This window comes from Microbacterium sp. TWP3-1-2b2, assembly GCF_049896145.1.
Lineage (GTDB): Bacteria > Actinomycetota > Actinomycetes > Actinomycetales > Microbacteriaceae > Microbacterium.
Genome location: NZ_JAFCTS010000001.1, coordinates 952,150 through 976,848, shown reverse-complemented (window position 1 = coordinate 976,848; position 24,699 = coordinate 952,150). Strand labels below are relative to the sequence as shown.

The 24,699-nt window shown below is 67.0% G+C and carries 25 protein-coding genes; 16 read left to right on the top strand and 9 right to left on the bottom strand.

The features are described from left to right. The first annotated feature begins 25 nt into the window (after positions 1 to 25). Positions 26 to 736: a beta-ketoacyl-ACP reductase gene (locus ACP7AR_RS04870; protein WP_426183332.1), complete on the top strand. Its 711-nt coding sequence runs from the start codon at positions 26 to 28 to the stop codon at positions 734 to 736. Here ACP7AR_RS04870 and ACP7AR_RS04865 read toward each other — a convergent pair. The 3 genes from ACP7AR_RS04865 to glgC form a co-directional block, all read right to left on the bottom strand. Further along, positions 689 to 1,414 (bottom strand): alpha/beta fold hydrolase, encoded by a 726-nt coding sequence (locus tag ACP7AR_RS04865; RefSeq protein ID WP_426183330.1) that lies wholly within the window; start codon positions 1,412 to 1,414, stop codon positions 689 to 691. The two genes, ACP7AR_RS04870 and ACP7AR_RS04865, sit on opposite strands and share 48 nt — an antisense overlap. Positions 1,415 to 1,490: 76 nt before the next feature. Next, positions 1,491 to 2,126, bottom strand: a complete 636-nt coding sequence (gene serB / locus ACP7AR_RS04860) for a phosphoserine phosphatase SerB (RefSeq protein ID WP_426183328.1) — start codon at positions 2,124 to 2,126, stop codon at positions 1,491 to 1,493. Positions 2,127 to 2,148: 22 nt separating this feature from the next. After that, entirely contained in the window at positions 2,149 to 3,393 is a 1,245-nt protein-coding gene (glgC, locus tag ACP7AR_RS04855) for a glucose-1-phosphate adenylyltransferase (protein WP_426183326.1), read from the bottom strand. A gap of 46 nt (positions 3,394 to 3,439) precedes the next feature. Between glgC and glgA the strand changes: the two genes are divergently transcribed. The 3 genes from glgA to ACP7AR_RS04840 all read left to right on the top strand — a co-directional run bounded on the left by glgA (position 3,440) and on the right by ACP7AR_RS04840 (position 5,767). After that, positions 3,440 to 4,624, top strand: a complete 1,185-nt coding sequence (gene glgA, locus ACP7AR_RS04850; protein WP_426183324.1) for a glycogen synthase — start codon at positions 3,440 to 3,442, stop codon at positions 4,622 to 4,624. A 17-nt stretch (positions 4,625 to 4,641) separates the two neighbouring features. Then, positions 4,642 to 5,427 (top strand): ABC transporter ATP-binding protein, encoded by a 786-nt coding sequence (locus tag ACP7AR_RS04845; protein WP_426183322.1) that lies wholly within the window; start codon positions 4,642 to 4,644, stop codon positions 5,425 to 5,427. An 85-nt stretch (positions 5,428 to 5,512) separates the two neighbouring features. Beyond that, a complete protein-coding gene (locus ACP7AR_RS04840) occupies positions 5,513 to 5,767 on the top strand; it encodes a type B 50S ribosomal protein L31 (RefSeq protein WP_120776192.1) in 255 nt (84 codons plus the stop codon). 189 nt (positions 5,768 to 5,956) lie between these two features. Here the strand turns inward: ACP7AR_RS04840 and ACP7AR_RS04835 are convergent, their stop codons facing one another. Then, a complete protein-coding gene (locus ACP7AR_RS04835; protein WP_426183319.1) occupies positions 5,957 to 6,682 on the bottom strand; it encodes an exonuclease domain-containing protein in 726 nt (241 codons plus the stop codon). Positions 6,683 to 6,742: 60 nt separating this feature from the next. Here ACP7AR_RS04835 and ACP7AR_RS04830 point away from each other — a divergent pair, with 60 nt between their 5' ends. After that, a complete protein-coding gene (locus tag ACP7AR_RS04830) occupies positions 6,743 to 7,660 on the top strand; it encodes an alpha/beta fold hydrolase (RefSeq protein WP_426183317.1) in 918 nt (305 codons plus the stop codon). Here the strand turns inward: ACP7AR_RS04830 and ACP7AR_RS04825 are convergent. After that, entirely contained in the window at positions 7,632 to 8,105 is a 474-nt protein-coding gene (locus tag ACP7AR_RS04825; RefSeq protein ID WP_259061786.1) for an Lrp/AsnC family transcriptional regulator, read from the bottom strand. The genes ACP7AR_RS04830 and ACP7AR_RS04825 overlap by 29 nt on opposite strands. Positions 8,106 to 8,273: 168 nt before the next feature. On the opposite strand from ACP7AR_RS04825, the gene pdhA reads away from it, so the two are divergent. From pdhA to ACP7AR_RS04810, 3 genes are read left to right on the top strand one after another with little or no spacing between them, the layout of a single operon-like run. Continuing rightward, positions 8,274 to 9,386 carry a pyruvate dehydrogenase (acetyl-transferring) E1 component subunit alpha gene (gene pdhA, locus ACP7AR_RS04820; protein ID WP_426187637.1) on the top strand — a complete coding sequence of 371 codons (1,113 nt, stop codon included), beginning with the start codon at positions 8,274 to 8,276 and terminating at the stop codon, positions 9,384 to 9,386. A 1-nt stretch (position 9,387) separates the two neighbouring features. Then, the gene (locus ACP7AR_RS04815) at positions 9,388 to 10,398 is read left to right on the top strand and encodes an alpha-ketoacid dehydrogenase subunit beta (protein ID WP_426183315.1); all 1,011 of its coding nucleotides are present in this window, start codon (positions 9,388 to 9,390) and stop codon (positions 10,396 to 10,398) included. Beyond that, positions 10,395 to 11,753: a dihydrolipoamide acetyltransferase family protein gene (locus ACP7AR_RS04810; protein WP_426183313.1), complete on the top strand. Its 1,359-nt coding sequence runs from the start codon at positions 10,395 to 10,397 to the stop codon at positions 11,751 to 11,753. Before ACP7AR_RS04815 ends, ACP7AR_RS04810 begins: the two co-directional genes overlap by 4 nt. A 63-nt stretch (positions 11,754 to 11,816) precedes the next feature. Here ACP7AR_RS04810 and ACP7AR_RS04805 read toward each other — a convergent pair whose 3' ends face one another. Next, on the bottom strand, positions 11,817 to 12,404 hold the full coding sequence (locus ACP7AR_RS04805) for a TetR/AcrR family transcriptional regulator (protein WP_426183311.1): 588 nt from the start codon (positions 12,402 to 12,404) through the stop codon (positions 11,817 to 11,819). 94 nt (positions 12,405 to 12,498) lie between these two features. Here ACP7AR_RS04805 and ACP7AR_RS04800 point away from each other — a divergent pair, with 94 nt between their 5' ends. From ACP7AR_RS04800 to ACP7AR_RS04780, 5 genes are read left to right on the top strand one after another with little or no spacing between them, the layout of a single operon-like run. Continuing rightward, a complete protein-coding gene (locus ACP7AR_RS04800) occupies positions 12,499 to 14,052 on the top strand; it encodes a carboxyl transferase domain-containing protein (protein WP_426183309.1) in 1,554 nt (517 codons plus the stop codon). 4 nt (positions 14,053 to 14,056) lie between these two features. Further along, on the top strand, positions 14,057 to 15,991 hold the full coding sequence (locus ACP7AR_RS04795) for an acetyl/propionyl/methylcrotonyl-CoA carboxylase subunit alpha (protein WP_426183307.1): 1,935 nt from the start codon (positions 14,057 to 14,059) through the stop codon (positions 15,989 to 15,991). After that, positions 15,988 to 17,139: an acyl-CoA dehydrogenase family protein gene (locus tag ACP7AR_RS04790; protein ID WP_426183305.1), complete on the top strand. Its 1,152-nt coding sequence runs from the start codon at positions 15,988 to 15,990 to the stop codon at positions 17,137 to 17,139. Before ACP7AR_RS04795 ends, ACP7AR_RS04790 begins: the two co-directional genes overlap by 4 nt. A 9-nt stretch (positions 17,140 to 17,148) precedes the next feature. Next, complete coding sequence (locus ACP7AR_RS04785) at positions 17,149 to 17,634, top strand: MaoC family dehydratase (RefSeq protein ID WP_426183303.1); 486 nt, start codon at positions 17,149 to 17,151, stop codon at positions 17,632 to 17,634. Then, the gene (locus ACP7AR_RS04780) at positions 17,624 to 18,433 is read left to right on the top strand and encodes an HpcH/HpaI aldolase/citrate lyase family protein (RefSeq protein WP_426183301.1); all 810 of its coding nucleotides are present in this window, start codon (positions 17,624 to 17,626) and stop codon (positions 18,431 to 18,433) included. The genes ACP7AR_RS04785 and ACP7AR_RS04780 overlap by 11 nt, the downstream gene beginning before the upstream one ends. Positions 18,434 to 18,443: 10 nt before the next feature. Here the strand turns inward: ACP7AR_RS04780 and ACP7AR_RS04775 are convergent, their stop codons facing one another. Both ACP7AR_RS04775 and ACP7AR_RS04770 read right to left on the bottom strand, forming a co-directional pair. After that, complete coding sequence (locus ACP7AR_RS04775) at positions 18,444 to 19,028, bottom strand: histidine phosphatase family protein (RefSeq protein WP_426183299.1); 585 nt, start codon at positions 19,026 to 19,028, stop codon at positions 18,444 to 18,446. Further along, entirely contained in the window at positions 19,025 to 19,864 is an 840-nt protein-coding gene (locus ACP7AR_RS04770; protein WP_426183297.1) for a Sir2 family NAD-dependent protein deacetylase, read from the bottom strand. Before ACP7AR_RS04770 ends, ACP7AR_RS04775 begins: the two co-directional genes overlap by 4 nt. Positions 19,865 to 19,938: 74 nt before the next feature. Between ACP7AR_RS04770 and ACP7AR_RS04765 the strand changes: the two genes are divergently transcribed. After that, complete coding sequence (locus ACP7AR_RS04765) at positions 19,939 to 20,739, top strand: TrmH family RNA methyltransferase (protein ID WP_426183295.1); 801 nt, start codon at positions 19,939 to 19,941, stop codon at positions 20,737 to 20,739. Here ACP7AR_RS04765 and ACP7AR_RS04760 read toward each other — a convergent pair whose 3' ends face one another. Further along, a complete protein-coding gene (locus ACP7AR_RS04760) occupies positions 20,740 to 21,582 on the bottom strand; it encodes an SGNH/GDSL hydrolase family protein (RefSeq protein WP_426183293.1) in 843 nt (280 codons plus the stop codon). A 142-nt stretch (positions 21,583 to 21,724) separates the two neighbouring features. On the opposite strand from ACP7AR_RS04760, the gene ACP7AR_RS04755 reads away from it, so the two are divergent. Further along, positions 21,725 to 23,467, top strand: a complete 1,743-nt coding sequence (locus ACP7AR_RS04755) for a DEAD/DEAH box helicase (RefSeq protein ID WP_426183291.1) — start codon at positions 21,725 to 21,727, stop codon at positions 23,465 to 23,467. A 127-nt stretch (positions 23,468 to 23,594) separates the two neighbouring features. Next, positions 23,595 to 24,695 (top strand): VIT1/CCC1 transporter family protein, encoded by a 1,101-nt coding sequence (locus tag ACP7AR_RS04750; protein ID WP_426183289.1) that lies wholly within the window; start codon positions 23,595 to 23,597, stop codon positions 24,693 to 24,695. Positions 24,696 to 24,699: the final 4 nt, after the last annotated feature.

Below are 24,699 nucleotides of genomic sequence, written 5' to 3'. Positions count from 1 at the left end.
CGAGCGCCAATGGGAGTGAGAGATCATGAGTTCAGAACGTGTCGTCCTCGTCACCGGAGGCAACCGCGGCATCGGCCGTTCGATCGCCGAGAGATTCGTCCGCGACGGCTATCGCGTCGCCGTCACCGCACGTAGCGGCGAAGGCCCGGAGGGCGCGCTCACTGTTCGTGCCGACGTGACGGATGCCGCGTCCATCGATGCGGCATTCACCGAAGTCGAGGAGAAGCTCGGTCCGGTGGAGATCGTCGTGGCGAACGCGGGTATCACCAAGGACACGCTGCTCATGCGCATGAGCGAAGACGACTTCGACAGCGTCGTCGCGACGAACCTCGGCGGGGCGTTCCGCGTTGTCAAGCGTGCGTCGAAGGGCATGCTGCGTGCACGCTTCGGACGCGTCATCCTCATCTCCAGCGTCGTGGGACTGTACGGATCGGCCGGACAGGTGAACTACTCCGCATCGAAGAGCGGCCTGGTCGGGTTCGCTCGGTCACTGACCCGCGAACTCGGTGCGCGCGGCATCACGGCGAATGTGGTCGCGCCGGGGTTCATCGAAACCGACATGACCGCTGAGCTCCCTGAAGACACCCAGAAGCAGTACAAGGCGAACATTCCGGCAGGGCGCTTCGCCACGGCCGACGAGGTCGCGGGCGTCGTCACCTGGTTGGCTGGAGACGATGCGGCCTACATCTCAGGCGCCGTGATCCCCGTCGACGGCGGCCTGGGGATGGGCCACTGATTCGTTGATCAGTGTCGCCAGCCGATCGGGGACGGAGAACTGCGGCCAATGGCCTGACCCGATCTTCTTCACCGTGACGTCATCGATGGCCCGGTACTCTTCACCGTATTCACCCCACTGATCGATCTGCGCTTCGAGCTCTTCCTGGCTGAGTGAGCCCATCAACATCGTGACCGCCACCCGGTGCCGATCGCCCGCCAGCGCGATCGGGTCGGTCGGTACTCGCGCAGGCACCGTCTTCGTCAGCGCCAGCGTGCGTGTTCGCGTCTCGGCGTCGAGGTCGTGCACATCTTCTTCGGGGAAGAAGTCCCATCCTGGGAACGCGATGACGCCATCGACGACGGGGAACTCGGAGATCCCGGAGCCGGGGGCCGGGGGCACGGTGTCGACGAAGATGACGCGGGCGACCCTGTCGGGCCGCGCATCCGCCGCACCCCACACGACATTGCCACCGCCGCTGTGCCCGACGAGTACGACGGGACCGGGAGTCGCGTCGATCTGCGTGACGACGGCGTCGACCCAGTCGCTCATGCCGAGATCGGCCGAAGCGTCGGCCGGTTCGCCGACGCCGGGCAGTGTGAGGGCAGTGGCGTGATGTCCGGCGGCTTCAAGAGCGGGCCTCACGCTGTCCCACGAGGACGCGTCGAGCCAGAGACCGGGTACGAGAATGATGTCCATACCGCGACGTTACGCGGGGGTTCCGACATCTGCAGAAGGCGGTGGGGGATCGGCAGTCTGCTCGCCGGCGCCGCCATCAGGGCAGCAGGGCGATGACCGCGCTGAGATCCTGAGGCCCGACGACCAGGCTCGCTGCGTCCCGGACGGCGGGCTTGGCGTTGAAGGCGAGGCCGAGTCCGGCGACAGACATCATCTGCAGATCGTTCGCGCCGTCACCGATGGCGATCGTCGCGTGCGACGGCACTCCGAGATCGGCTGCCCATCCAGCGAGCGTGTGAGCCTTTGCCGCGGCATCCACGATCTCGCCGGCGACAGTCCCAGTCAGGAGTCCGTCTGCGACATCGAGGCGATTGGCGCGCCACCGGTCGACGCCGAGCGCGGGTGCGATGTGATCGAGGATCTCGTGGAATCCGCCCGAGACGACGCCGACCACGCCGCCTCGATCGTGCACGGCCGCGGTCAGTTGTCGGACTCCCGGTGTCGGCTCGACGCGAGCCTGCACGCGTGCGAACGCCGCGGTCGGCACACCCTCGAGCGCGGCGACGCGAGATCGCAGGCTCGTCGCGAAGTCGACCTCACCGCGCATGGCGGCCTCTGTCGCGGCCTGCACCTCCGCGCGTCGCCCTGCTTCGTCGGCGAGCAGTTCGATCACCTCATCGCGGATGAGGGTGGAATCGGCATCGAGGACGACGAGGAAACGCGCAGAGATCACGCGATCGAGCGTAGCGCGCCGGTCAGCGTTCGATCTGCACGCCCTTGCCGACGACGGTGATGCCCGATTCGGTCACGGTGAAGCCCCGCTCGAGATCTCGCTCGCGATCGACGCCGACAGTGGCGCCGTCGAGCAGAACGACGTTCTTGTCGAGCACGGCGCGATGTATCCGCGCTCCCTGTCCGACGTGGACGTTGTCGAAGAGCACGGAATCAGTGATGGTCGAACCGCCACCGGCGAGAGTGCCAGGACCGACGACGCTGCGCTCGAGGTGGGTGCCCGACAGCACAGACCCCAGGGAGACGATGGAGTCGATCGCGTTGCCGATGCGCCCGACCGCGTCGCGGACGAACTTCGCCGGAGGCGCGTTCACGCTCTGCGTGCGAATGGGCCACAGCGTGTTGTAGAGGTTGAAGACGGGCAGCGTGGAGATCAGGTCCATGTGCGCGTCGAAGAAGGAGTCGATCGTGCCGACGTCTCGCCAGTAGGCGCGATCGCGCGGCGACGAGCCGGGCACGTCGTTCTGCTTCATGTCGTAGTACCCGGCTTCGCCGCGTTCCACGAAGTAGGGGATGATGTCGCCGCCCATGTCGTGGGCCGAGGTCGGCAGCTCGCCGTCGGACTCGACGGCTTCGACCAGGGCATCCGTGTCGAAGATGTAGTTGCCCATCGAAGCCAGCACCTCGTGGGGCGAATCGGCGAGGCCTTCGATGTCCGTCGGCTTCTCCAGGAATGCGCGGATGCGCCCCGACCCGTCTGGATCCGCGTCGATCACGCCGAACTGGTTTGCCATCGCAAGGGGCTGGCGGATGCCGGCGACGGTCGCCTTCGCCCCCGAAGCGATGTGTGCCTTGACCATCTGGCGGAAGTCCATCCGGTACACGTGGTCGGCGCCGATGACCACCACGATGTCGGGCTTCTCGTCGTTGATCAGGTTGAGGCTCTGCAGGATCGCATCCGCTGACCCGGAGAACCAGCGCTTTCCCAGCCGCTGCTGTGCGGGAACCGAGGTGACATACGAGTCGAGCAGGGCGGACATCCGCCAGGTCTGCGAGATGTGACGATCGAGGCTGTGCGACTTGTACTGCGTCAGCACGACGACCTGGCGCAGACCCGAGTTGATGAGGTTCGAGATCGCGAAGTCGATGAGTCGATACTGGCCACCGAACGGCACCGCCGGTTTCGCGCGGTCGGCCGTCAGGGGCATGAGACGCTTGCCTTCGCCGCCGGCGAGGATGATGCCGAAAACCTTCTTGGGGACCGCCATGGCTCCACCATAGATCCCGAATGCGTCGCTGTACTAGCGTTCAGACATGCGCGTCGACATGATCACGAAGGAATACCCGCCGGAGATCTATGGCGGGGCCGGCGTGCACGTCGCGGAACTCGTAGCCGCGCTGCGTCGTTCGATAGATGTGCAGGTGCGCGCCTTCGGCGCCGATCGGCAAGAAGCAGGGACGCGATCGTATCGAACGCCCGCCGAACTGGTCGGTGCGAACGCGGCGTTGCAGACGCTCGGTACCGACCTGGCGATGGTCGGCGACATCGCCGGAGCGGACGTGGTGCACAGCCACACCTGGTACGCGAACTTCGCAGGCCACATCGCATCGCAGCTGCATGGCATCCCGCACATCCTCACAGCTCACAGCCTGGAGCCGCTGCGGCCGTGGAAGGCCGAGCAGCTCGGTGGCGGTTACGCGGTGTCTAGCGGTATCGAGAAGCTCGCGTATGAGAACGCCGCCGCGATCGTCGCAGTGTCCGGCGGAATGCGCGCCGACATCCTGCGCAGCTACCCGAGCGTCGACCCGGCTCGGGTCAGGGTGATCCACAACGGGATCGACGTCGAGCAGTGGCGGCCGGTGCAGGACGCCGCGTTCCTCGCGAGCATCGGCATGGATCCGACCCGTCCGTCCGTGGTGTTCGTCGGTCGGATCACCAGGCAGAAGGGGCTGCCGTACCTGCTGCGTGCCGCCGCCGCGCTGCCACCCGATGTTCAACTGGTGCTGTGTGCAGGAGCGCCGGACACCCCCGAGATCATGGCCGAGGTCCAGGAGGGCGTGCGCCTGCTCCAGGAGAGGCGCCGGGGCGTCATCTGGATCGAACGGATGCTGCCTCGCGACGAGCTCTCGGCGATCCTCACGGCAGCCACGACTTTCGTGTGCCCATCGATCTATGAACCGCTCGGGATCGTGAACCTCGAGGCGATGGCATGCGGTGCCGCCGTCGTCGGCACCGCCACCGGAGGGATTCCTGAGGTCGTCGATGACGGCGTCACCGGTCGCCTCGTGCCGATCGAGCAGGCGACGGACGGGACGGGAACACCGATCGATCCGGCTCGGTACGTCGACGATCTCGCCCGCACCCTGACCGAGGTCGCGATGGACCCGGCGAGTGCGGCAGCGTACGGCGCGGCCGGACGCGAGCGCGCCGCGCGCGAATTCAGTTGGGGGGCGATTGCCGACACCACGCGGGCGCTCTACGCGGAGGTGTCTGGTTGAGCCGATAGGCTTGAACCATGCCGAGTGCTCTTGATTTCACTGATGTCGTCGTGCGCCGTGACGGGCGCAACATCGTCGATCATGTGACCTGGCAGGTCGCAGACGATCAGCGGTGGGTGGTGCTCGGTCCGAACGGCGCAGGCAAGACGACTCTGCTGCAGCTCGCTGACACGCTGATGCATCCGACCGCCGGTACCGTGACGATCCTCGGCGAGACGCTCGGACGCACCGACGTGTTCGAACTGCGTCCACGGATCGGTTTCGCCTCCTCAGCAATGGCGAAACGCATCCCGCGCGAAGAGAGCGTGCTCAACGTGGTCCTCACGGCCGCCTATTCCGTGACGGGCCGGTGGAACGAGCAGTACGAGAACATCGACGAGAGACGCGCGCTGCGCGTGCTGGGGGAGTGGAAGCTCGACCAGCTCGCCGATCGGACGTTCGGCACCCTCAGCGACGGGGAGCAGAAGCGCGTGCAGATCGCGCGTGCTGTCATGACCGACCCGGAACTGCTGCTCCTCGACGAGCCGACCGCATCGCTCGACCTCGGCGCGCGAGAAGAACTGCTCGGCCTGCTCAGCGGCTACGCATCGTCACCGACGACGCCTGCCATGGTCATGGTCACCCATCACGTGGAGGAGATCCCGATCGGCTTCACACACGTGCTGCTGATCCGTGACGGCGGCATCGTGACGGCCGGTCCCATCGCCGAGACACTCACTGCCGATGCCCTCACCGAAGCGTTCGGCATGCCGATCGCGCTCAGCGCGGAGGACGGCAGGTACTCGGCGCGCGCAACCTCGTAGGCGCTGATCTGCTAGACTCGACCCTTGGTGCATATGCACCCTCCGACTTTCCTTCCATTCGTATCCGCAAGCCAAGGAATCAGCAATGAAGACTGACATTCACCCCGACTACCAGGCCGTCGTGTTCCGCGACCTCGGCTCGGGCGAGACTTTCCTCACCCGCTCCACCGTCTCGAGCGACAAGAAGATCGAGCTGGACGGCGTGGAGTACCCCGTCATCGACGTCGAGATCTCCTCGGCCTCGCACCCGTTCTACACGGGCAAGCAGCGCATCATGGACTCGGCCGGTCGTGTCGAGAAGTTCAACCAGCGCTTCAAGGGCTTCGGCGGCAGCAAGTAACTGCTGCTCTCCAGAAAGGCCCCGCTTCGGCGGGGCCTTTTCTCGTGTGCGGGAGGGTTCGCCGAGACCCCTGATTCGTGTCCAGACCCCCGAGTATCCGCGTCATTCGGGTGGGGTTTCGGCAACAACCCGGGGTCTCGGCGGTCAGTCGATCTCTATGACGATGCGACCGTCGTCGCCATCACCTCTTCAGTCGGATGCCGAGTCGGCCGTTCGCACCGGCCAGGTGCCGTCGAGCGCGTCTTCCGCATCGAGTCGGCCGATCCGGATGAAGTACTCCGTCAGACTCTCGGCCTGAGTGCGCGCCCAGCCGATCTGCTGCGTGTGCAGTTCCTGCGCCGAGGCCGCGAGGGGGAAATTCCGCGCGATCGCCTGTGCGACGCGACCGGCCGCGATGGCGTCTGCTGCCGCCTCATGCGCTCCGTCGAGCCTGACCGCGTAATGCTCGGCCACGACCTCGAGCGTGCGCTTTCCCTTGCGGTAGCGATCGACGGCCTTGTCGATCACATGGGGGTCGATTATCGGTCCCGGCGACTCGAGCGGCCGGATGCCGTGACGCAGGCATTCATGCGTGAGGAGCGAGAAGTCATAGGACGCGTTGTACGCGACCACCGGGACACCTTGGGCGAAGAGTGCGCGCAGGGATTCGGTGACCTCTGTGACGACCTCGCGCGCCACTCGACCGTCCCTGCGCGCCTGCTCGGTGCTTATGCCGTGCACGGCTGCTGCGCCCTCCGGGATGGGGATGCCCGGATCGGCGAGCCAGGAGCGTGCGGCGATCTCTCGCCCCTTCCCGTCGAGGACTCCGACGTGCGCTGTCACGATACGGTCTGCGGTGACGTCGACGCCCGTGGTCTCAAGATCGAAGACGCCGATGCGGCTGAGCCAGCCGGGGAGTTCGAGATCGATTGCCATGACCCCACGGTAGGGAGAGCTTCAGACAATGCGCTGCAGGCTCGCCCGTAGACTGAACGCATGCCCGTTCCCTCCCCGTACGCTGACCGATTGAACCGTCTGCCGGTCGAGCGTCACGAGGTCGAGGTGGACGGCGCGATGACCGCCTACTGGGTGTACGGCCCCCCGACAGGCTCAGGGACCGAGGGGGACCCGACAACGGTGATCGCCGTGCACGGCTTCCGCGGAGAGCATCATGGCCTGGAGCCTGTGCTCGCCTACCTCCCGGAGGTGCGCGTGATAGCCCCCGACCTGCCGGGCTTCGGCGAGACTCCGCCTCTTCCAGGGCGCACTCACGATCTCGCCGCGTATGCCGACTGGCTGCGGGCCTTCGCTGCCGCGGTCGAGCCGGGCGCGGTCATCCTCGGCCACTCGTTCGGCTCGATCGTGACGGCTGCCGCGGTGGCCGACGGGCTGGAGACACCCCGGCTGATCCTGATCAATCCGATCGGCGCGCCGGCGCTCGAGGGTCCGAAGGGCATCATGACCCGTCTGGCCGTCTGGTACTACGATCTCGGGGCGGCGCTGCCCTCACGGATCGGTACGGCGCTGCTGCGTAACAGAGTGATCGTACGGGTCATGAGCATCACGATGGCGAAGACGAAGGACCGCGCGCTTCGGCGATTCATCCACGACCAGCACGACACCTACTTCTCCGACTTCGCCGATCGCGATGTGCTGCGCGATGCCTTCGTCGCGAGCGTCTCGCACGACGTCCGCGCCTTCGCGCCGGAGATCGATGTTCCCACGCTGTTGGTCGCCGCGCAGAAGGACGACATCACGCCGATCGAGGCGGAGCGCCATCTTGCGACGCTGTTCCCGGACGCGACCCTCGTGGAGATCGCCGATGTCGGCCACCTCATCCACTATGAGACCCCATCGGAAGCGGCGGGCGCGATCCGTCGGTTCCTCAGGGTTCCCGTCGCGCGAGGCCGATGAGCCCGGCGACGCGATAGGGGATCACCTCGCCCATCGCGAGCGACGTCTCCGTTCGATCGACTCCTTCGATCGACAGGATTCTCGCATCCGTGTCGAACAGATGCCGCGCATCGCGGCAGGCCACACGGGCGAGCAGATCGATGGAGCCGCTCAGCCCGTGCACCTGCAGCACCTCGGGGATCCGCGCCAGTTCGGCGGTGATGCGGGGGAGCTCGGTCTGCCTGAGTCCGATGCTGACGAACGCCTGCAACGGGAAGCCGAGCACTTCGGGCGAGAACGAGCGCTCGTAGGACAGGAAGACACCGGTCTGCTCGAGCCGCGCCATTCGCGCCTGGATCGTGTTGCGCGACAGGCCGAGCGTCTCGGCGAGCGCGACGATCGTCGTGCGGGGGTCTTCGGCGAGGACGGCGAGCAGATCGAGATCGACGCGATCGAGAGCGGGCATAGTGCCAAACCCTAGCAGGGCCATGACGCGCTTACTGGGCAACATGCTCAAGCTGACTATGAATGCTTGAGCGTGCTGATCAGCAGACGTACCCTCGAAGCATCCGATTATGTTGTCGGTGCACGCGTGCAGCTCCTCATGAGGGAGACACACGACAGGAGGACGATGATGTCACCGCAGACCACCCCGATCGCAGATTCCACACAGGATCTCGAGCTCGCCGAACGGATGCTCGCCCCTGACGGCACCCGTCAGAAGAACCCCGATCTCGATCCTTTCGTCGCCGACATCGACGCCGCGCAACTGCGCGCGCTGCTGCGCGACATGATCATCCTCCGCCGCATCGATGCCGAGGGTGTCGCGCTCCAGCGCCAGGGACAGCTGGGCCTGTGGGCACCGTGCAACGGTCAGGAAGCAGCGCAGATCGGCACTGCCCGGGCACTGGACCCGATCGACTTCGTGTTCCCGAGCTACCGTGAGACCGGCGTCATCTACGCACGCGGTGCGCAACCCGGCGACTTCGTACGCGTGTGGCGCGGTGAGGAGGGTGCGCCGTTCGATCCGATCGAGATGCGTGTGGCTCCACTGCAGATCATCATCGGTGCGCAGACCCTGCACGCGGTCGGGTACGCGATGGGGATCAAGCATGAGAAGGCGCCCGAAGTCGCTGTCACGTACTTCGGTGACGGCGCCACGAGTCAGGGCGACGTGAACGAGGCGATGGTCTTCGCCGCCTCGTACCAGGCGCCAGTCGTCTTCGTGTGCCAGAACAACCACTGGGCCATCTCAGAGCCGGTCGCCGTGCAGTCGCAGTACCCGATCGCCGGCCGCGCTCCTGGGTTCGGGATCCCCAGCCTCCGTGTCGACGGCAACGACGTCCTCGCTTGCATGGCCGCGATGCGCTGGGCGCTCGCCCACGCCCGTGCCGGCAAGGGCCCCGCATTCATCGAGGCCGTCACGTACCGGATGGGCCCGCACACCACCTCCGACGACCCCACCCGCTATCGTGACCCCGCCGAGCTCGAGGCGTGGCGCACGCGTGACCCGATCGCGCGACTCGAGGCGCACCTTCGTGCCTCGGGCGAGCTCTCCGACGAGCACGTCGCTGCTGCGCAGGCGGATGCCGACACCATGGCGCGAGAGATGCGGGCGGCATGCCTCGGGATGATCACTCGCGAACCCCTCGCCGTCTTCGACAACGTCTATGCGGAATCGCACTGCGGAATCGAGCGCCAGCGCGACGAGTACGCGGCATACGTCGCTTCTCTCGAGGAGGTCTGAGATGACGGAGATCACTCTGGGCAAGGCCCTCAACGCCGGGCTGCGCAAGGCGATGAGCGACGACGAGAAGGTCGTGCTGATGGGCGAGGACATCGGCAAGCTCGGCGGAGTCTTCCGCATCACCGATGGCCTGCTCGACGAGTTCGGTGCTGCGCGGGTCATCGACACGCCTCTCGCCGAGTCCGGGATCGTCGGCACGGCCGTCGGGCTCGCCTATCGCGGGTACCGTCCTGTCGTAGAGATCCAGTTCGACGGATTCGTGTATCCGGCGTTCGACCAGATCGTCTCGCAGGTCGCCAAACTGCACTACCGCACGCAGGGGCGCGTGAAGATGCCCATCACGATCCGCATTCCGTGGGCCGGTGGCATCGGTGCCGCCGAGCACCATTCCGAGTCGCCGGAGGCCTACTTCGTGCACACCGCCGGGCTGCGCGTCATCACCGTCTCGAATCCGCAGGATGCGTATCGCTGCCTGCAGCAGGCGATCGCCTCGGACGATCCGGTGATCTTCTTCGAGCCGAAGCGCCTCTATCACCACAAGGGTGATGTCGATCTGGACGCCTCCCTTGCGGATGCGCCGCCGATGGGCGTCGCGCGGGTCATGCGCGAAGGATCGGACGCCACGATCATCACCTACGGTGCGATGCTGGCGACCGCACTGGATGCGGCATCCGCCGCAGAGGACGACGGCGTCTCGCTGGAGGTCATCGACCTTCGTTCGATCTCTCCCGTGGACTATGACACCGTCGCCGCATCGGTGCGCCGCACCGGACGTGTGGTCGTCGCCCACGAGGCATCCCGTGAAGCCGGAGTCGCCGCAGAGGTCATCGCGAGCATCACGGAACGGTGCTTCGAGTACCTCGAGTCGCCGCCTCTGCGTGTCACAGGGCACGACATCCCTTACCCGCCCGCGAAGCTCGAGAAGTTCCACCTTCCTGACCTCGATCGGATCCTCGACGCGGTCGACCGCGTGCTCGACAGACCCAACAGCCTGACAGGAGCCGAGTCATGATCGAGGAGTTCCACCTGCCGGATCTCGGCGAAGGACTCGCTGAGGCGGAGGTCGTGCAATGGCTGGTCGCACCGGGGGACACGGTGACGTTGAACCAGACGCTCGCCGAAGTCGAGACGGCCAAGGCCGTCGTCGAACTGCCCTCTCCGTTCGACGGAGTCGTGTCCGCGCTGCATGCCGGTGCAGGGGAGACGGTCGCGGTGGGCGCGCCGCTGATCGCATTCGACGTGGCCGGCGCCGACAAGCCAGGTGCAGCGACGTCGGATGCGGCCTCGTCAACGACTGAGGAGAAGACCCCGCCCAATCTCGTCGGATACGGAGCTGCCCCGGCGAAGGGCGGTCGTCCGACTCGGCGCGTGCGCAGGGCGGGACGCGTCGATACCGGGGCCGACACCGCGGTGCTGGAGGCAGCGCCCCATGACGTGATCCCGGAGACCCCCGCTGCGATGAGGGTGGGCGAGCGGCCCCGTTCGACACCTCCCGTGCGCGCGTATGCGAAGCGATCAGGAGTCGACATCGTGCTCATCGCGGCCGAGGTCGGGGACCGCGTCATCACGCGCGAGGACGTCGACGCCTATCTCGAGCGGGTGGGCGGGCAGGCGGATGCCGTCGAACCGCGCGAGTCCATCGTGAGTGCCGGCACGTCATCCGACGACAGGGAGACCCGGATCCCGATCCGCGGCGTCCGCAAGCATACGGCCGCCGCGATGGTCCAGAGCGCCTTCACCGCGCCGCACGTGACGACCTTCCACACCGTCGACGTCACGGCGACGATGGACTTGATCGCCAGCCTGCGCGACGATCGGGCTTTGGCCGAGCATCGGATCGGACCACTGGTGATCGTGGCGAAGGCCGTCTGTCTCGCGCTCAGTCGCACGCCAGGACTCAACTCGCGTTGGGATGAGGCGGCCGGCGAGATCGTGCAGCCCCACTACGTGGATCTCGGCATCGCCGCCGCCACCGAGCGCGGCCTGATCGTGCCGAACATCCGTGACGCCGATCGGATGACGCTGCCGCAACTCGCCGATGCGCTGCGCGCGCTCACCGAGACGGCCCGCTCCGGCAAGACGTCGCCTGCGGAGCTCGCCGGCGGAACGTTCTCGATCACCAACATCGGTGTCTTCGGCATCGATGCGGGTACGCCCATCCTGCCGCCGGGCCAATCCGGCATCCTCGCGGTCGGTGCCGTCCGGCGCATGCCGTGGGAGCACAAGGGTGAGATCGCGCTGCGTCAGGTGATGACGCTGAGCCTGTCCTTCGATCACAGGGTCGTCGACGGTGCAGAAGGCGCGCGCTTCGTCAAGGATGTCGCGGACATCCTCGAGGAGCCCGCGCGCGCGATGCTGCTGCGGTGATGACTCTTCGACGGGCTCGGCGAACGACACACGGTCGCTGAGTCCGCCGGGTCGCCGACTGGGTCAGGACGTCAAGGCTGCGTGGGCCATCGTCATGAGGATCATCGCTGTGGACTTCTTCGACCGCGACGCACTGCGCGTGCTGTGCGGGGTCGAGTTGATGAGCCCGAAGCACGCCTGCACGCGCAGCCGCAGTTCATCGGCCGGCGCGTCATGCAACGGCGCAAGCGCCGAGATCCACAGGTCGATGTATGTGCGCTGCAGGCGGCGCACCTCGGCGCGATCTTCATCGCTCAGATGCGCCAGGTCCCGGTCCTGCACGCGGATGACATCTGCGTGGGTGAGGGCGAAGTCGACGTGGAAGTCGATGAGCGCACGCATCCGCCCTTCGTCGTCGGACGACGTCGCCGCGACGCGGGTTCCCCCTGTGACCAGGTCCTCACTGACCTTTACGAGGACCGCGCCCAGCAGTGCCTGCTTGCCCGCGAAATGGCGGTACACCGCCGGGCCGGAGACGCCGACGGCGGATCCGATGTCCTCGAGGCTGACGCCCGAGTATCCGCGCTCGGCGAAAAGTCGCGCGGCCTCGTGCAACAGGGAGTCCGCGCGTTCTGCCTTGGCACGATCACGCGCCGTCGGAGGGGTTGCCATCTCAGTTAATGCTCGCTAACCTAAATTGATTGGTTAGTGCACAGTAACCGAAAAGCCCTGTTCAATGCCACCGTGAGTCGAGGAGGACGCCGCGATGCCCGTCACCCAGGAGATGCTGGCCACCGAGCTGCGTGAACGGCGCGCCGCTGCCGCGCTGGGTGGGCCCGAAGCCTCTCGCAGCCGTCACATCGCACGCGGCAAGCTCCTTCCGAGGGAGAGGATCGCGCGGCTGCTCGATGAGGGCAGTCCGTTTCTCGAGGTGTCCCCGCTCGCGGCGGACGGGATGTACGGGGGAGAAGTTCCGGGTGCCGGCGTGATCGCCGGAATCGGCCTCGTACACGGCCGACATGTGATGGTCGTCTGCAACGACGCCACGGTGAAGGGCGGGAGCTACCTGCCGCTCACCGTGAAGAAGCACCTTCGCGCGCAGGAGATCGCGCTGGAGAACCGGCTTCCGTGCTTGTACCTCGTCGACTCCGGGGGTGCCTTCCTGCCGAAGCAGGATGAGGTGTTCCCGGATCGTGAGCATTTCGGGCGCATCTTCTTCAATCAGGCCCGCATGAGCGCGGAGCGCATCCCACAGTTGGCGGCGGTGCTCGGATCCTGCACCGCGGGCGGAGCATATGTCCCCGCGATGAGCGATGAGACGGTGATCGTGCGCAATCAGGGCACGATCTTCCTCGGCGGCCCACCGCTGGTGAAGGCGGCGATCGGCGAGATCGTCAGTGCGGAAGAGCTCGGTGGTGGCGAGCTGCACGCCAAGCGCTCCGGCGTCGTGGATCACCTTGCCGAAGACGACGAGCACGCGCTCGAGATCCTCCGCGACATCGTCGCGACGCTGCCTGCGCCGTTCGCGCCCGCATGGGAGGTCGCCGAATCCCGGCCGCCCGCCGATCAGACCAGCCTGTACGACGCGGTCCCCGTCGATGTGAATGCCGCCTACGACGTGCACGAGGTGATCCACCGGCTCATCGACGCCGACTCGTTCCGGGAGTTCAAATCCGAGTACGGCACGACTCTGGTGACGGGGTTCGCCCGGCTCCATGGGCACCCGATCGGCATCGTTGCGAACAACGGCGTGCTGTTCAGCGAATCCGCACTCAAGGGCGCGCACTTCATCGAGCTGTGCGATCAGCGCAGCATCCCACTGCTGTTCCTGCAGAACATCACAGGATTCATGGTCGGCTCCGATGCCGAAGCCGGCGGCATCGCCAAGGACGGCGCGAAGATGGTGACCGCTGTCGCCACGACACGCGTGCCGAAGCTCACCGTCATCATCGGCGGCTCCTTCGGAGCCGGCAACTACTCGATGTGCGGACGCGCATACTCGCCCAGATTCCTGTGGACGTGGCCTGCCAGCCGGATCTCGGTGATGGGGGGAAACCAGGCCGCCTCCGTGCTGGCGACGGTGAAGGAAGACCAACTGGCATCTCGCGGGGCGGGCTGGAGCGACGATGAGCGCACGGCGTTCGAGGAGCCGATCAGAGCGCAGTACGAGACACAGGGGGAGCCCTATTACGCCACAGCTCGACTCTGGGACGACGGCATCGTGGATCCTGATGAGACGCGCGACCTGCTCGGCCTCGCCCTCGACGTCGTCGCCCGCAGCCCGCTGCCAGAACCGCGCTTCGGCGTCTTCAGGATGTGATGAGATGAACGAGTCCCAGACCATCGAGGCGGTGCTGGTCGCCAACCGCGGTGAGATCGCCCGCCGCATCATTCGCACCGTGCGAGAGCGGGGCATGCGCAGCATCGCTGTCTACAGCGAGGCGGATGCCGATGCCGCCCATGTTCGTGAGGCCGATGACGCAGTCCTGATCGGACCGGCACCCGCATCGGAGTCGTACCTCGATGTGGAGGCTGTGATCAACGCGGCGCGGGACAGCGGCGCGCACGCGATCCACCCCGGCTACGGGTTCCTCTCGGAGAGCGTCGCCCTCGCTGAAGCATGCGCACGTGCCGGGATCATCTTCATCGGCCCTTCGACCCGGGCCATCGAGATCATGGGGGACAAGGCGAAGGCACGAGACCACGTCGCCGCGCGAGGAGTGCCCGTCGTGCCTGGTTTCACGGCGGAGGGCTTGTCGGATGCCGAGATCGCGGTGCGAGTGCAAGAGATCGGGTATCCGCTGCTGGTCAAGCCGAGTGCGGGCGGCGGCGGCAAGGGCATGGAGATCGTCTCGGAAGCCGATGGACTCGGTACAGCGCTGGCCTCAGCCCGACGCATCGCCAGGGCGGCGTTCGCAGACGACGCCCTCGTCCTGGAGCGGCTCATCCAGCGCCCGCGCCACATCGAGGTGCAGGTGTTCGGCGACAGCCACGGGTCGGTGATCGCGCTCGGTGAGCGCGAGTGCACGCTGCAGCGCCGTCACCAGAAGGTCATCGAGGAGGCGCCGTCCGCAGGACTGCCTGCCGGACTCACCGAGCGGTTGTTCGAGGCGGCAGTGCGTGCCGCCGAGAGCGTGGCCTACGTCGGGGCCGGCACTGTCGAATTCCTCGTCGACGCCGATGCTCCCGATGACTTCTTCTTCATCGAGATGAACACGCGACTGCAGGTGGAGCACCCGGTGACGGAAGCGGTCACGGGCCTCGACCTCGTGGCGCTGCAGCTCGACGTCGCCGCCGGTGGCGCGCTGCCTGCGCCGCCCGTTCCGAGCGGGCACGCCGTGGAGGCCCGCATCTACGCAGAATCGCCCGAGCGGGATTTCCTGCCCTCCACAGGGCGCGTCCTGCACTTCACGGCGCCTACGGGTGTGCGGGTGGATGCCGCGATCGAGACCGGTAGCGAAGTGACGGGGTTCTACGATCCGATGATCGCGAAGGTCATCGCCTATGGTCCCGACCGTGCATCCGCGCTCATCCGCCTCGATCGGGCTCTGGCGCAGACGGTCGTGCTCGGCGTGGACACGAACATCGCCTTCCTTCGGCAGCTGCTCACGAACGAGCGTGTCGTCGACGGCGATCTCGACACCGGTCTGATCGACACGCTGCTGCCCGTGCGTCCGGCGCCGCCATCGGCCGCGATGATCACCGGCGCGAAACAGGAATTGTTCCACGAGACAGGACGTGCTGAGTCCTGTCTCACGCAGGACGTCCCGTTTCGACGAAGTGGGGGCGTGTGGGGTGCGCTCACCGACTCAGGTGCACGGGCGGTCGCCTTCCTCACGGACGCGGAAGACGTCGTCGAGAGCTCCTCGGAAGCGACGACGGGAGTCACCGCAGCCACCGACGCAGACGGCGCGATCTGGGTGAGCGAGGACGGCCGATCCGCGCGTCTTCGGCCAATGGACCGGCGTCAGCGGATGCTGCGACGACTCGCCGCGCAGCATCCGGTCAGCGCGGAGACGACCCCCGAGGCCCGCGCCCCGATGCCGGGGAGCATCGTCGCGGTGCACGTGGCGGAAGGCGAGACCGTGAGATCAGGGCAGCCGCTCGTCTCGATCGAGGCGATGAAGATGGAGCATCCTGTGCTCGCTCCCCATGACGGCACTGTGCATCTGCTCGTCAAAGTCGGAGACCAGGCCAAGCGCGACCAGGCCGTCGCGATGGTCGCACCCGAAGACATCCCAGAAGGAGTAACGACATGAACGAGGACCTCACCGCTGAGGAGATCGAACTCGCCACCATGGTGCGCGAGTTCGCCGACACCGTGGTCGCGCCGCAGTCGTATGAGGCCGACCGCACGCACACCCTGTCGATGGACGTCGTCGGGCAGATGGGGGACCTGGGGCTTTTCGGCCTTCCCTTCCCGGAGGAGGTCGGCGGCCAGGGCGGCGACTACCTGGCGCTCGGCCTCGCGATCGAGGCGCTTGCGCGTGTGGATCAGTCGATCGCGATCACACTCGAGGCCGGGGTGAGCCTGGGCGCGATGCCGATCTTCCGCTTCGGCAACGATGCTCAGAAGGCCGAGTACCTGCCCGATCTGCTCGCCGGTCGTGCTCTCGCAGGGTTCGGCCTCACAGAACCGGAAGCAGGCAGCGACGCCGGAGCGACGCGCACCACAGCACGACGCGAGGGCGATGAGTGGGTGATCGACGGGACGAAGCAGTTCATCACCAACTCCGGCACGCCCATCACCCGATTCGTCACGGTGACCGCCGTCACCGGCATCCGGGACGGTCGCAAGGAGATCTCCACCATCATCGTGCCCAACGGCACGCCGGGCTTCACGGTGGAGGCGCCCTACGACAAGGTCGGCTGGCGCGCATCAGACACGCATCCGCTCACCTTCGACGGTGCCAGGGTGCCGGCGGAGAACCTGCTCGGCGAAGAGGGACGCGGGTTCGGCAACTTCCTCAGCATCCTCGACGAGGGGCGCATCGCGATCGCCGCGCTCTCCACCGGCGCTGCGGAAGGGTGCCTGGAAGCCGCTGTCGAGTACGCGAAGAGCCGCACCGTGTTCGGCAGCGCCCTGAGCACGAGGCAGAACGCGCAGTTCACACTGGCGCGGATGCGCGTGCGCGTGCACACGGCCCGGCTCGCCTGGCATCACGCCGCGCGCCTGCGCGATGCCGGAAAGCCGTTCGCGGAGGCATCCGCGATCGCGAAGCTCGTCGCCGGAGACGCAGCCATGGACAACGCCAGGGATGCGACGCAGATCTTCGGGGGCAACGGGTTCATGAACGAGTTCCCCGTGGCACGTCACTATCGCGACTCCAAGATCCTCGAGATCGGCGAGGGGACCACCGAGGTGCAGCTGCTCGTCATCGCGCGGGCACTGGGGCTCTCCCGATAGCGTGTCAGCATGACGGATATCCTCCAGCGTGGTCTGTACTTCGAGGAGTTCGAAGTCGGCGCGCGATACCTGCACCGACCGGGGCGCACGGCGACCGAGGCCGACAACGTGCTCTTCACGACGCTGACCATGAACACGCAGGCGCTGCACCTGGATGCCGCTTTCGCCGCAGAGCAGGAGTTCGGCCAGCGTCTGATGAATTCGATGTGGACGCTGTCGACCATGGTGGGCGCCTCTGTCGCGCAGCTGACTCAGGGCACGCTCGTTGCGCAGCTCGGGCTCGGTGAGATCGCGTTCCCGCATCCGCTGTTCGCCGGCGACACCCTGTACACGGAGAGCGTCGTGACCGAGAAGCGGCTGTCATCGTCACGTCCGGGGCAGGGCATCTGCACGATCGCGCACACGGGACGAAACCAGGACGACGTGATCGTCGCGAACGCCACGCGGACGGCGCTCGTGCACTGTCTGCCGAAGGGGGAGTCCGATGGCGTTTGAGTTCGGACCCGCCCTGCTGTTCTGCCCAGCGGATCGGCCGGAGCGCTTCGCGAAGGCACTCGGGCGCGCCGACGCGGTGATACTCGACCTCGAGGATGCCGTGGCGCCCGCGGACAAGGAAACGGCTCGACGCAATCTGGTCGAGGCCGCTGTCCCAGCCGAGCGTGTGATCGTGCGGGTCAACGCGCCCGGCACGAGTGACTTCGCGAGTGACCTCGCGGCGCTGGCCGAAACGGACTTCCGCACCGTGATGGTGGCGAAGGCGGAGGATCCGGCGGCGCTGGACGCGTTCGATGAGCGATTCTCGTTGATCACCCTGTGCGAGACCGCGCGCGGCGTCGCAGCGGCGGACAGGCTCGCCGCTCACGATCGCGTCGTCGCGCTGATGTGGGGCGCGGAGGATCTGGTGGCATCGCTCGGTGGCACTTCCAGTCGCGATCCGGGCGGCCGATACCGCGATGTCGCACGGTATGCCCGTGCACGGGTGCTCGTGGAGGCCGGAGCGCACGGCAAGGCGGCGATCGACGCCGTGCACATCGATCTCGATGATGCAGACGGGCTCGCACGCGAGGCGGTGGACGCCGCGGCATCCGGGTTCCTCGCCACAGCGTGCATCCACCCGAATCAGGTTCCGGTCATCCGGAAGGCGTACCGGCCGGATGCGGCGACTGAGTCCTGGGCGAGAGCCGTACTGGCTGCGGCAGATGGTGAGCGAGGGGTGTTCCGGTTCCGCGGACAGATGGTCGACGAGCCCGTACTGCGGCACGCACGGTCGGTGATGGCGCGCGCAGGCAGCTGAGAACCGGACGTCAGGCGGTCACCGTCTCCAGCAGCCGAAGAATACCGGGAGCCGCCTCGAAGCGGTGCACGGATCCATTCGCGAGCGGCACGCCGAGCGGGGGCATCGTTCCGCCTGACGCATGATCGAGCAGCGCTCGGATGACGCCTCCGTGGGCGACGACGATGATCGACTCCGCGACCGGGGCCGAACGACGGCGAGATGCGCGGGCGATCAGGTCGAGAGCGCCGAGAGCGCGCTGTCCCACCTGATCGAAACTCTCGGCGCGAGGGACGTCGGCGTGCCAATCTCCGTAGCGGTCGATGTAGTCGGCGACGAGCATCCCCTCCGCCTCGCCGAATTCCCGCTCGCGAAGGTCGGAGACGAGCTCCGGTTCGCTGAGGCCGATCGCGCCGGCGATGATCTGTGCGGTCTCTCTCGCGCGCACGAGCGGACTCGCGTAGATCGCGTGATGGGTGCCGTCGGCGAGCAGCGCCGCGGCATCCCGCGCGTGGCCGCGGCCGGTCTCGTTGAGAGGGATGTCGGTTGAGCCCTGGATGCGGCGATCCAGGTTCCAGTCGGTCTGACCGTGGCGGACGAGGGTGATGAAGGTCACGTGAGAAGCTCCTGGAGTGCGGGGAGGACGTCGCTCGTACCGCCCGCGAGCGTCACGTCGGCCCAGGGGTCGGCGCGGGTCGGTTCGCGGTTGACGATGATCAGGGGGATGCCGCGGCGGCGGACACGTTCGATGAGCCGCACTCCGGAGTTCACGACGAGTGAGGAGCCCGCCACGATGAGGGCATCACTCGCTCTGAGGAGCGACTCGGCGGCCCGGAAGCGATCTGCGGGAACGTACTCGCCGAAGAAGACGACATCAGGTTTCAGCATGCCGCCGCACACCGTGCAGGTCGGCACGATGAACCCCTCGGTGCTCTCCGGTGCCACATCGCCGTCCGGGTTCAGGACGATGTTCTCCGGCACGGTGATCCACGGGTTGAGTGCCTCGATCTGCGTCGCGATATCGCGACGATCGAACACCTGCCCGCACTGCAGGCATACGACGCGGCGCATCGTGCCGTGCACTTCGATCACGCGGCTGCTTCCTGCACGCAGGTGCAGGCCGTCGACGTTCTGGGTGATCACGCCGGAGGCGATCGCGTCGCGTTCCATCTCGGCGAGCGCGATGTGCCCGCGGTTCGGCTGGGCGTCGGCGAAGGCGCGCCAACCGAGGTGGCCGCCGATCCAATAGCGCCGCCGCGCGGTCTCGTCTGCGAGATAACGCTGCCCGGTCATCGGGTCCGACCGCGTGCGGGCACCCTCTCCGCGATACGCCGGGATCCCGGAATCCGTCGAGATACCCGCACCGGTGAGGAAGGCGATCCTCCGTCCGCGTAGCAGGTCGACTGACTTCTCGATGCCGGCTGACAGCTCGGAACTGATCGTCGCGCTCACGAAACCTCCCTGAGCGAGTCTACGGCGCTCACGAATGCTCACGACCCTTCACCGTCGATGGCAGAGTGGTCGACATGGCACTAGAGCACATCGCCGACACTGAGGATCCGCGCCTGGCGGACTACCGGAACCTCACCGACACCGTCCTGCGGCGCGTGAAGGAACCGCGAGAGGGACTGTACATCGCCGAGTCGGTCAAGGTCATCCGACGTGCGCTGGAGGCGGGCCACACGCCGCGGTCAGTGCTCACCCAGAGCAGGTGGATCGGTCAGGTCGAAGACGCGTTGGGCCATCACGACACCCCTGTCTACGTCGTGCCCGATGAGGTCGCCGAGCAGGTCACGGGGTACGCAGTGCACCGTGGCGCTCTTGCAGCGATGCACCGTCCCGCGCTGCCGACTGTGGCCGAGGTGCTCCGCGGAGCGCGGCTCGTTCTGGTGCTGGAGGATCTGATCGAGCACACGAACGTCGGCGCCGCCTTTCGCGCGGCCGCAGGTCTCGGCGCGGATGCTGTGCTCGTCTCGCCGCGCTGCGCGGACCCGCTCTACCGCCGCAGCGTCAAGGTGAGCATGGGCACGGTGTTCCAGGTTCCGTGGACCCGGATCGGGGAGTGGACGGACGCCGTCGCTGCGCTTCACGCGGCGGGCTTCGATGTGGCGGCGCTCGCGTTGCGCGATGACGCGGTGCCACTGGCCGACTACGTCGCCGAGCGCCCCGACAGAGTGGCGCTCGTGATGGGGACCGAGGGTGACGGTCTGTCGCGGGTGGCGCTGGAGGCGGCCGATTCGGTGGTCACGATCCCGATGCGCGGGGGAGTGGACTCGCTGAACGTCGCCTCTGCTGCAGCTGTCGCGTTGTGGGCGCTCGCGAACTGACTATTCCGAGTCCCGGTTCGCGCTTTCGGGGAACACGATCGGCCCTGCATCAGGGCGCTTCGCCCTGATGAGGTCGCCGGACGACTGATGCCGCAGGCGCCTCAGCACCCATGGCATCAGGTGCTCTCGCGCCCAACCGAGATCTTCGGCGCGAGCCTCGCGCCAGGTACGGATCGGGCGAGGCTCAGGCTGCATCGGCTGCAGGTCGTTCGGGACGTTCAGCGCCCGCAGCACCATTCGGGCGACCTCGTGATGGCCCAGTGCGTTGAAGTGCAGTCGGTCGTCGTCGAAGAAGCGCGAGTCCTGCACGGTCTTCAGCGCCCATTGATCGGCCACGATGCAGTCGTGCCGCTCGGCGATCGCACGGATGTTCTCGTTGTAGATCGCGACCTTGCCGCGGAACCGCCGGAAGACCGGCGTGAAGCCGGTGTCGATGCCGGTGAAGAGGATGATCGCGGCACCCGTCGAAGCAAGCCGTGCGACGGCATCCTCGAGCTGTTCGGCGATCATGTCCGGGTCGGTGCCAGGGCGGATGACGTCGTTCCCGCCGGCGCAGATCGAGATGAGATCGGGCCGGAGTGCGACGGCGGGTTCGATCTGGTCCGCGACGATCTGTGCGATCAGCTTGCCGCGCACCGCCAGGTTGGCGTAAGCGAACCCTTCGACCTGGCGTCCGAGTTCTTCGGCCACGCGATCCGCCCATCCGCGGTGGCCGTCGGGGACCGCGGGATCCGGATCTCCGATTCCTTCGGTGAATGAGTCGCCCACCGCGACGAATCGCCGCCACGGGTGCGGAGTCTCGTTCGCGACATACGGCGTTCTGGACGATTCGTCGTCGACCATTGATGCTCCCTCACTGCGCCGACCGGACCTGCGACCGCGCAGTGTTCGAGCCTACTCGGCTGTGGCCGAACGGGGGAGGGTCGCGCGAATGTCGGTCCGCGTGCGGGACGAAGTGTCTGCGGCACCGATTATCCTGGAACCAATGCTCTCTCCGTCCTTTCCTCAGCGCGCCCCGTGGGGAACGGCGGACAAGCTCCGTGCATGGCAGCGCGAGGCGCTGGACATCTATTTCCAGCGCGATCAGCGCGACTTTCTCGTGGCGGCGACCCCGGGGGCAGGCAAGACGACGTTCGCCCTGACGCTCGCCGTCGAACTGCTGCGGATGGGCGAGGTCAATCGCATCATCGTGGTCGCTCCGACCGAGCATCTGAAGACCCAGTGGGCGGATGCAGCGGCGAGGGTGCACATTCGCCTCGACCCGCGGTTCCGCAACAGTCATTGGGCGCCCTCGCGTCAATATCACGGTGTCGTGGTCACGTACGCCCAGGTTGCCGCGAAGTCGTCGGTGCATCGACACCTCACCGAAGACGCCAAGACTCTGGTCATCCTCGACGAGGTGCATCATGGTGGAGACGCGCTCAGCTGGGGCGACGCGATCCGAGACGCCTACGGACCGGCGAAGCGCCGGCTCTCGCTCTCCGGAACGCCGTTCCGCAGCGACACGGCGCCGATTCCCTTCGTGACATACGCGCCGGACGAATCCGGCGGCCGGGTGTCGTCCACCGACTACGCCTACGGCTATGGCCGCGCCCTCGCGGACGGCGTGGTCCGGCCGGTGCTTTTCCACATGTACTCGGGCAAGATGCGCTGGCGCACGAGTGCCGGGGACGAGCTCGAGGCTCACCTCGGGCAGGACAACACCAAGGACGTCAACTCGCAGGCGTGGCGGACGGCGCTCGATCCGGAGGGCGAGTGGATGCCGGCGGTGCTCTCCGCCGCTGACCGACGGCTCACGGAGATCCGCCACCACGTGCCGGATGCCGGTGGCCTGGTGATCGCTACTGACCAGACCGTCGCCCGTGCCTACGCGAAGATCCTGCACAGCCTCACCGGTCAGCGTCCGACGGTCGTGCTCTCCGACGAGGCCGCCGCATCGGAGCGCATCGAGAAGTTCAGCGCGGACACGAGCCGCTGGATGGTGGCCGTGCGCATGGTCTCGGAGGGCGTGGACGTGCCGCGTCTCGCCGTGGGCGTCTACGCGACCTCCTCATCGACGCCGTTGTTCTTCGCGCAGGCGATCGGGCGCTTCGTGCGCGCCAGACGCCGCGGTGAGGCAGCGAGTGTCTTCCTGCCGAACGTCCCGGTGCTGATGGGGCTCGCGAACGACCTGGAGAAGCAACGCGACCACGCGCTGGATCGTCAGACCAAGGATGAAGACGGCCTTGACGACTCGCTTCTGGAGAGCGCGAACCGTGAAGAGGAAGCATCGGACGCGCTCACGCAGGAGTTCAGCTACCAGGCGATCTCGTCGCTCGCGCACTTCGACCGCGTCGTCTTCGAGGGCCAGGAGTTCGGTCAGCTGGCCGAACCCGGAACTCCCGAAGAGGAGGAGTTCATCGGTATCCCTGGACTTCTCGAGCCCGAGCACGTGCACGAGCTGCTGATGCAACGTCAGACGCGTCAGTCGAAACTGCGCGAGGCACGAGAGGCGGAGACAGGGCCGGAGGCGGTCACCACGCTCCCGGCGCCGCTTCACCGCACGATGCGCGAACAGCGACAGCTCCTGAACAGCCTGGTCGGTCTGTACGCCCGACAGGCGGGAGAGCCGCACGGCGCAGTGCACGCCGAGCTGCGACGCATCTGCGGAGGTCCCGCTGTCGCACAGGCGACGGTGACGCAGCTGCAGGCCCGCATCGAGGTGCTGCGCAAGCGCGTACGCAAGTAGCCCGCCGTTCCCTGAGTCTGTCGAAGGGTTAGGAACCCCGAAATGCTGGCAATCCGGGCATTCCGGGGGTTCCGGCATCGCCGGCTGGATAGCGTTGAAGTTGCCCGTTCACCACCATGGAGATCACATGACTGTGCCCGCTGCCACGAATCCGACCGCGGCCGATCGTCGCCGCTGGGCACGGCATCTCGTCGAAGAACGCGCCGAGGGGACGGTGTACCAGAAGCTGGCCGCGCGCAAGACGGGTGAGGAGCGCGAGATCCTGCAGAGCCTCGCAGACGCCGAACGCCGTCACGAGCAGCACTGGCTCGATCTGCTCGGAGGAGAGCCGGAAAGGCTCCCCAACGCGGGCATCCGCTCCCGGCTTCTCGCGTGGATGGCAGGGCGATTCGGCTCCATCTTCGTGCTCGTGCTGGCTCAGAGCGCAGAGGCGCGCTCGCCCTACGACACCGAGCAGTACGCGACGCCCGCGATGCGCGCAGACGAGAAGATCCACCACGAGGTGGTGCGTGGTCTCGCTGCTCGTGGCAGGCGCCGTCTTTCCGGTTCATTCCGCGCGGCGGTTTTCGGTGCGAATGACGGCCTCGTCAGCAACCTCGCTCTGGTGCTGGGCATCGGCGCGACCGGTGTGAGTTCCAGCCTCGTGCTGTTCAGCGGTATCGCCGGTCTTCTCGCCGGTGCGCTGTCGATGGGGGCTGGGGAGTTCGTCTCGGTGCGGTCACAGCGGGAACTGCTCGCTTCCACCGAGGCGAACGACGATGCTGCGCATTCTGCCGGCGACCTCGACATCGATGTGAACGAGTTGGCTCTGGTCTATCGCGCACGGGGTATCGGCGAGAGCGAGGCGTTGGAGAGGTCGCGCCGCATCATCACGGCCGCTCAAGAAGGCGTGCGACGCGCGGCCACGGCACCGGTGCGCACAGGCGCAGCCGGCAGTGACCACGACATCATCGGAAGCGATTGGACGGCGGCGATCTCGAGCTTCTTCCTCTTCGCCTCTGGCGCGATCATCCCGGTGCTGCCCTGGATCTTCGGCCTGCAGGGCGTCACAGCCATCGTGGTGGCCCTCGTGCTGGTCGGCACCTCGTTGCTGGCCACGGGTGCGATGGTCGGCATCCTCTCCGGCGGCCCGCCGCTGCGCCGGGCGCTGCGCCAACTCGCCATCGGCTTCGGCGCCGCCGCGATCACCTATCTGCTCGGCCTCGTGTTCGGAGTCGGCGCAGTCTGATCGG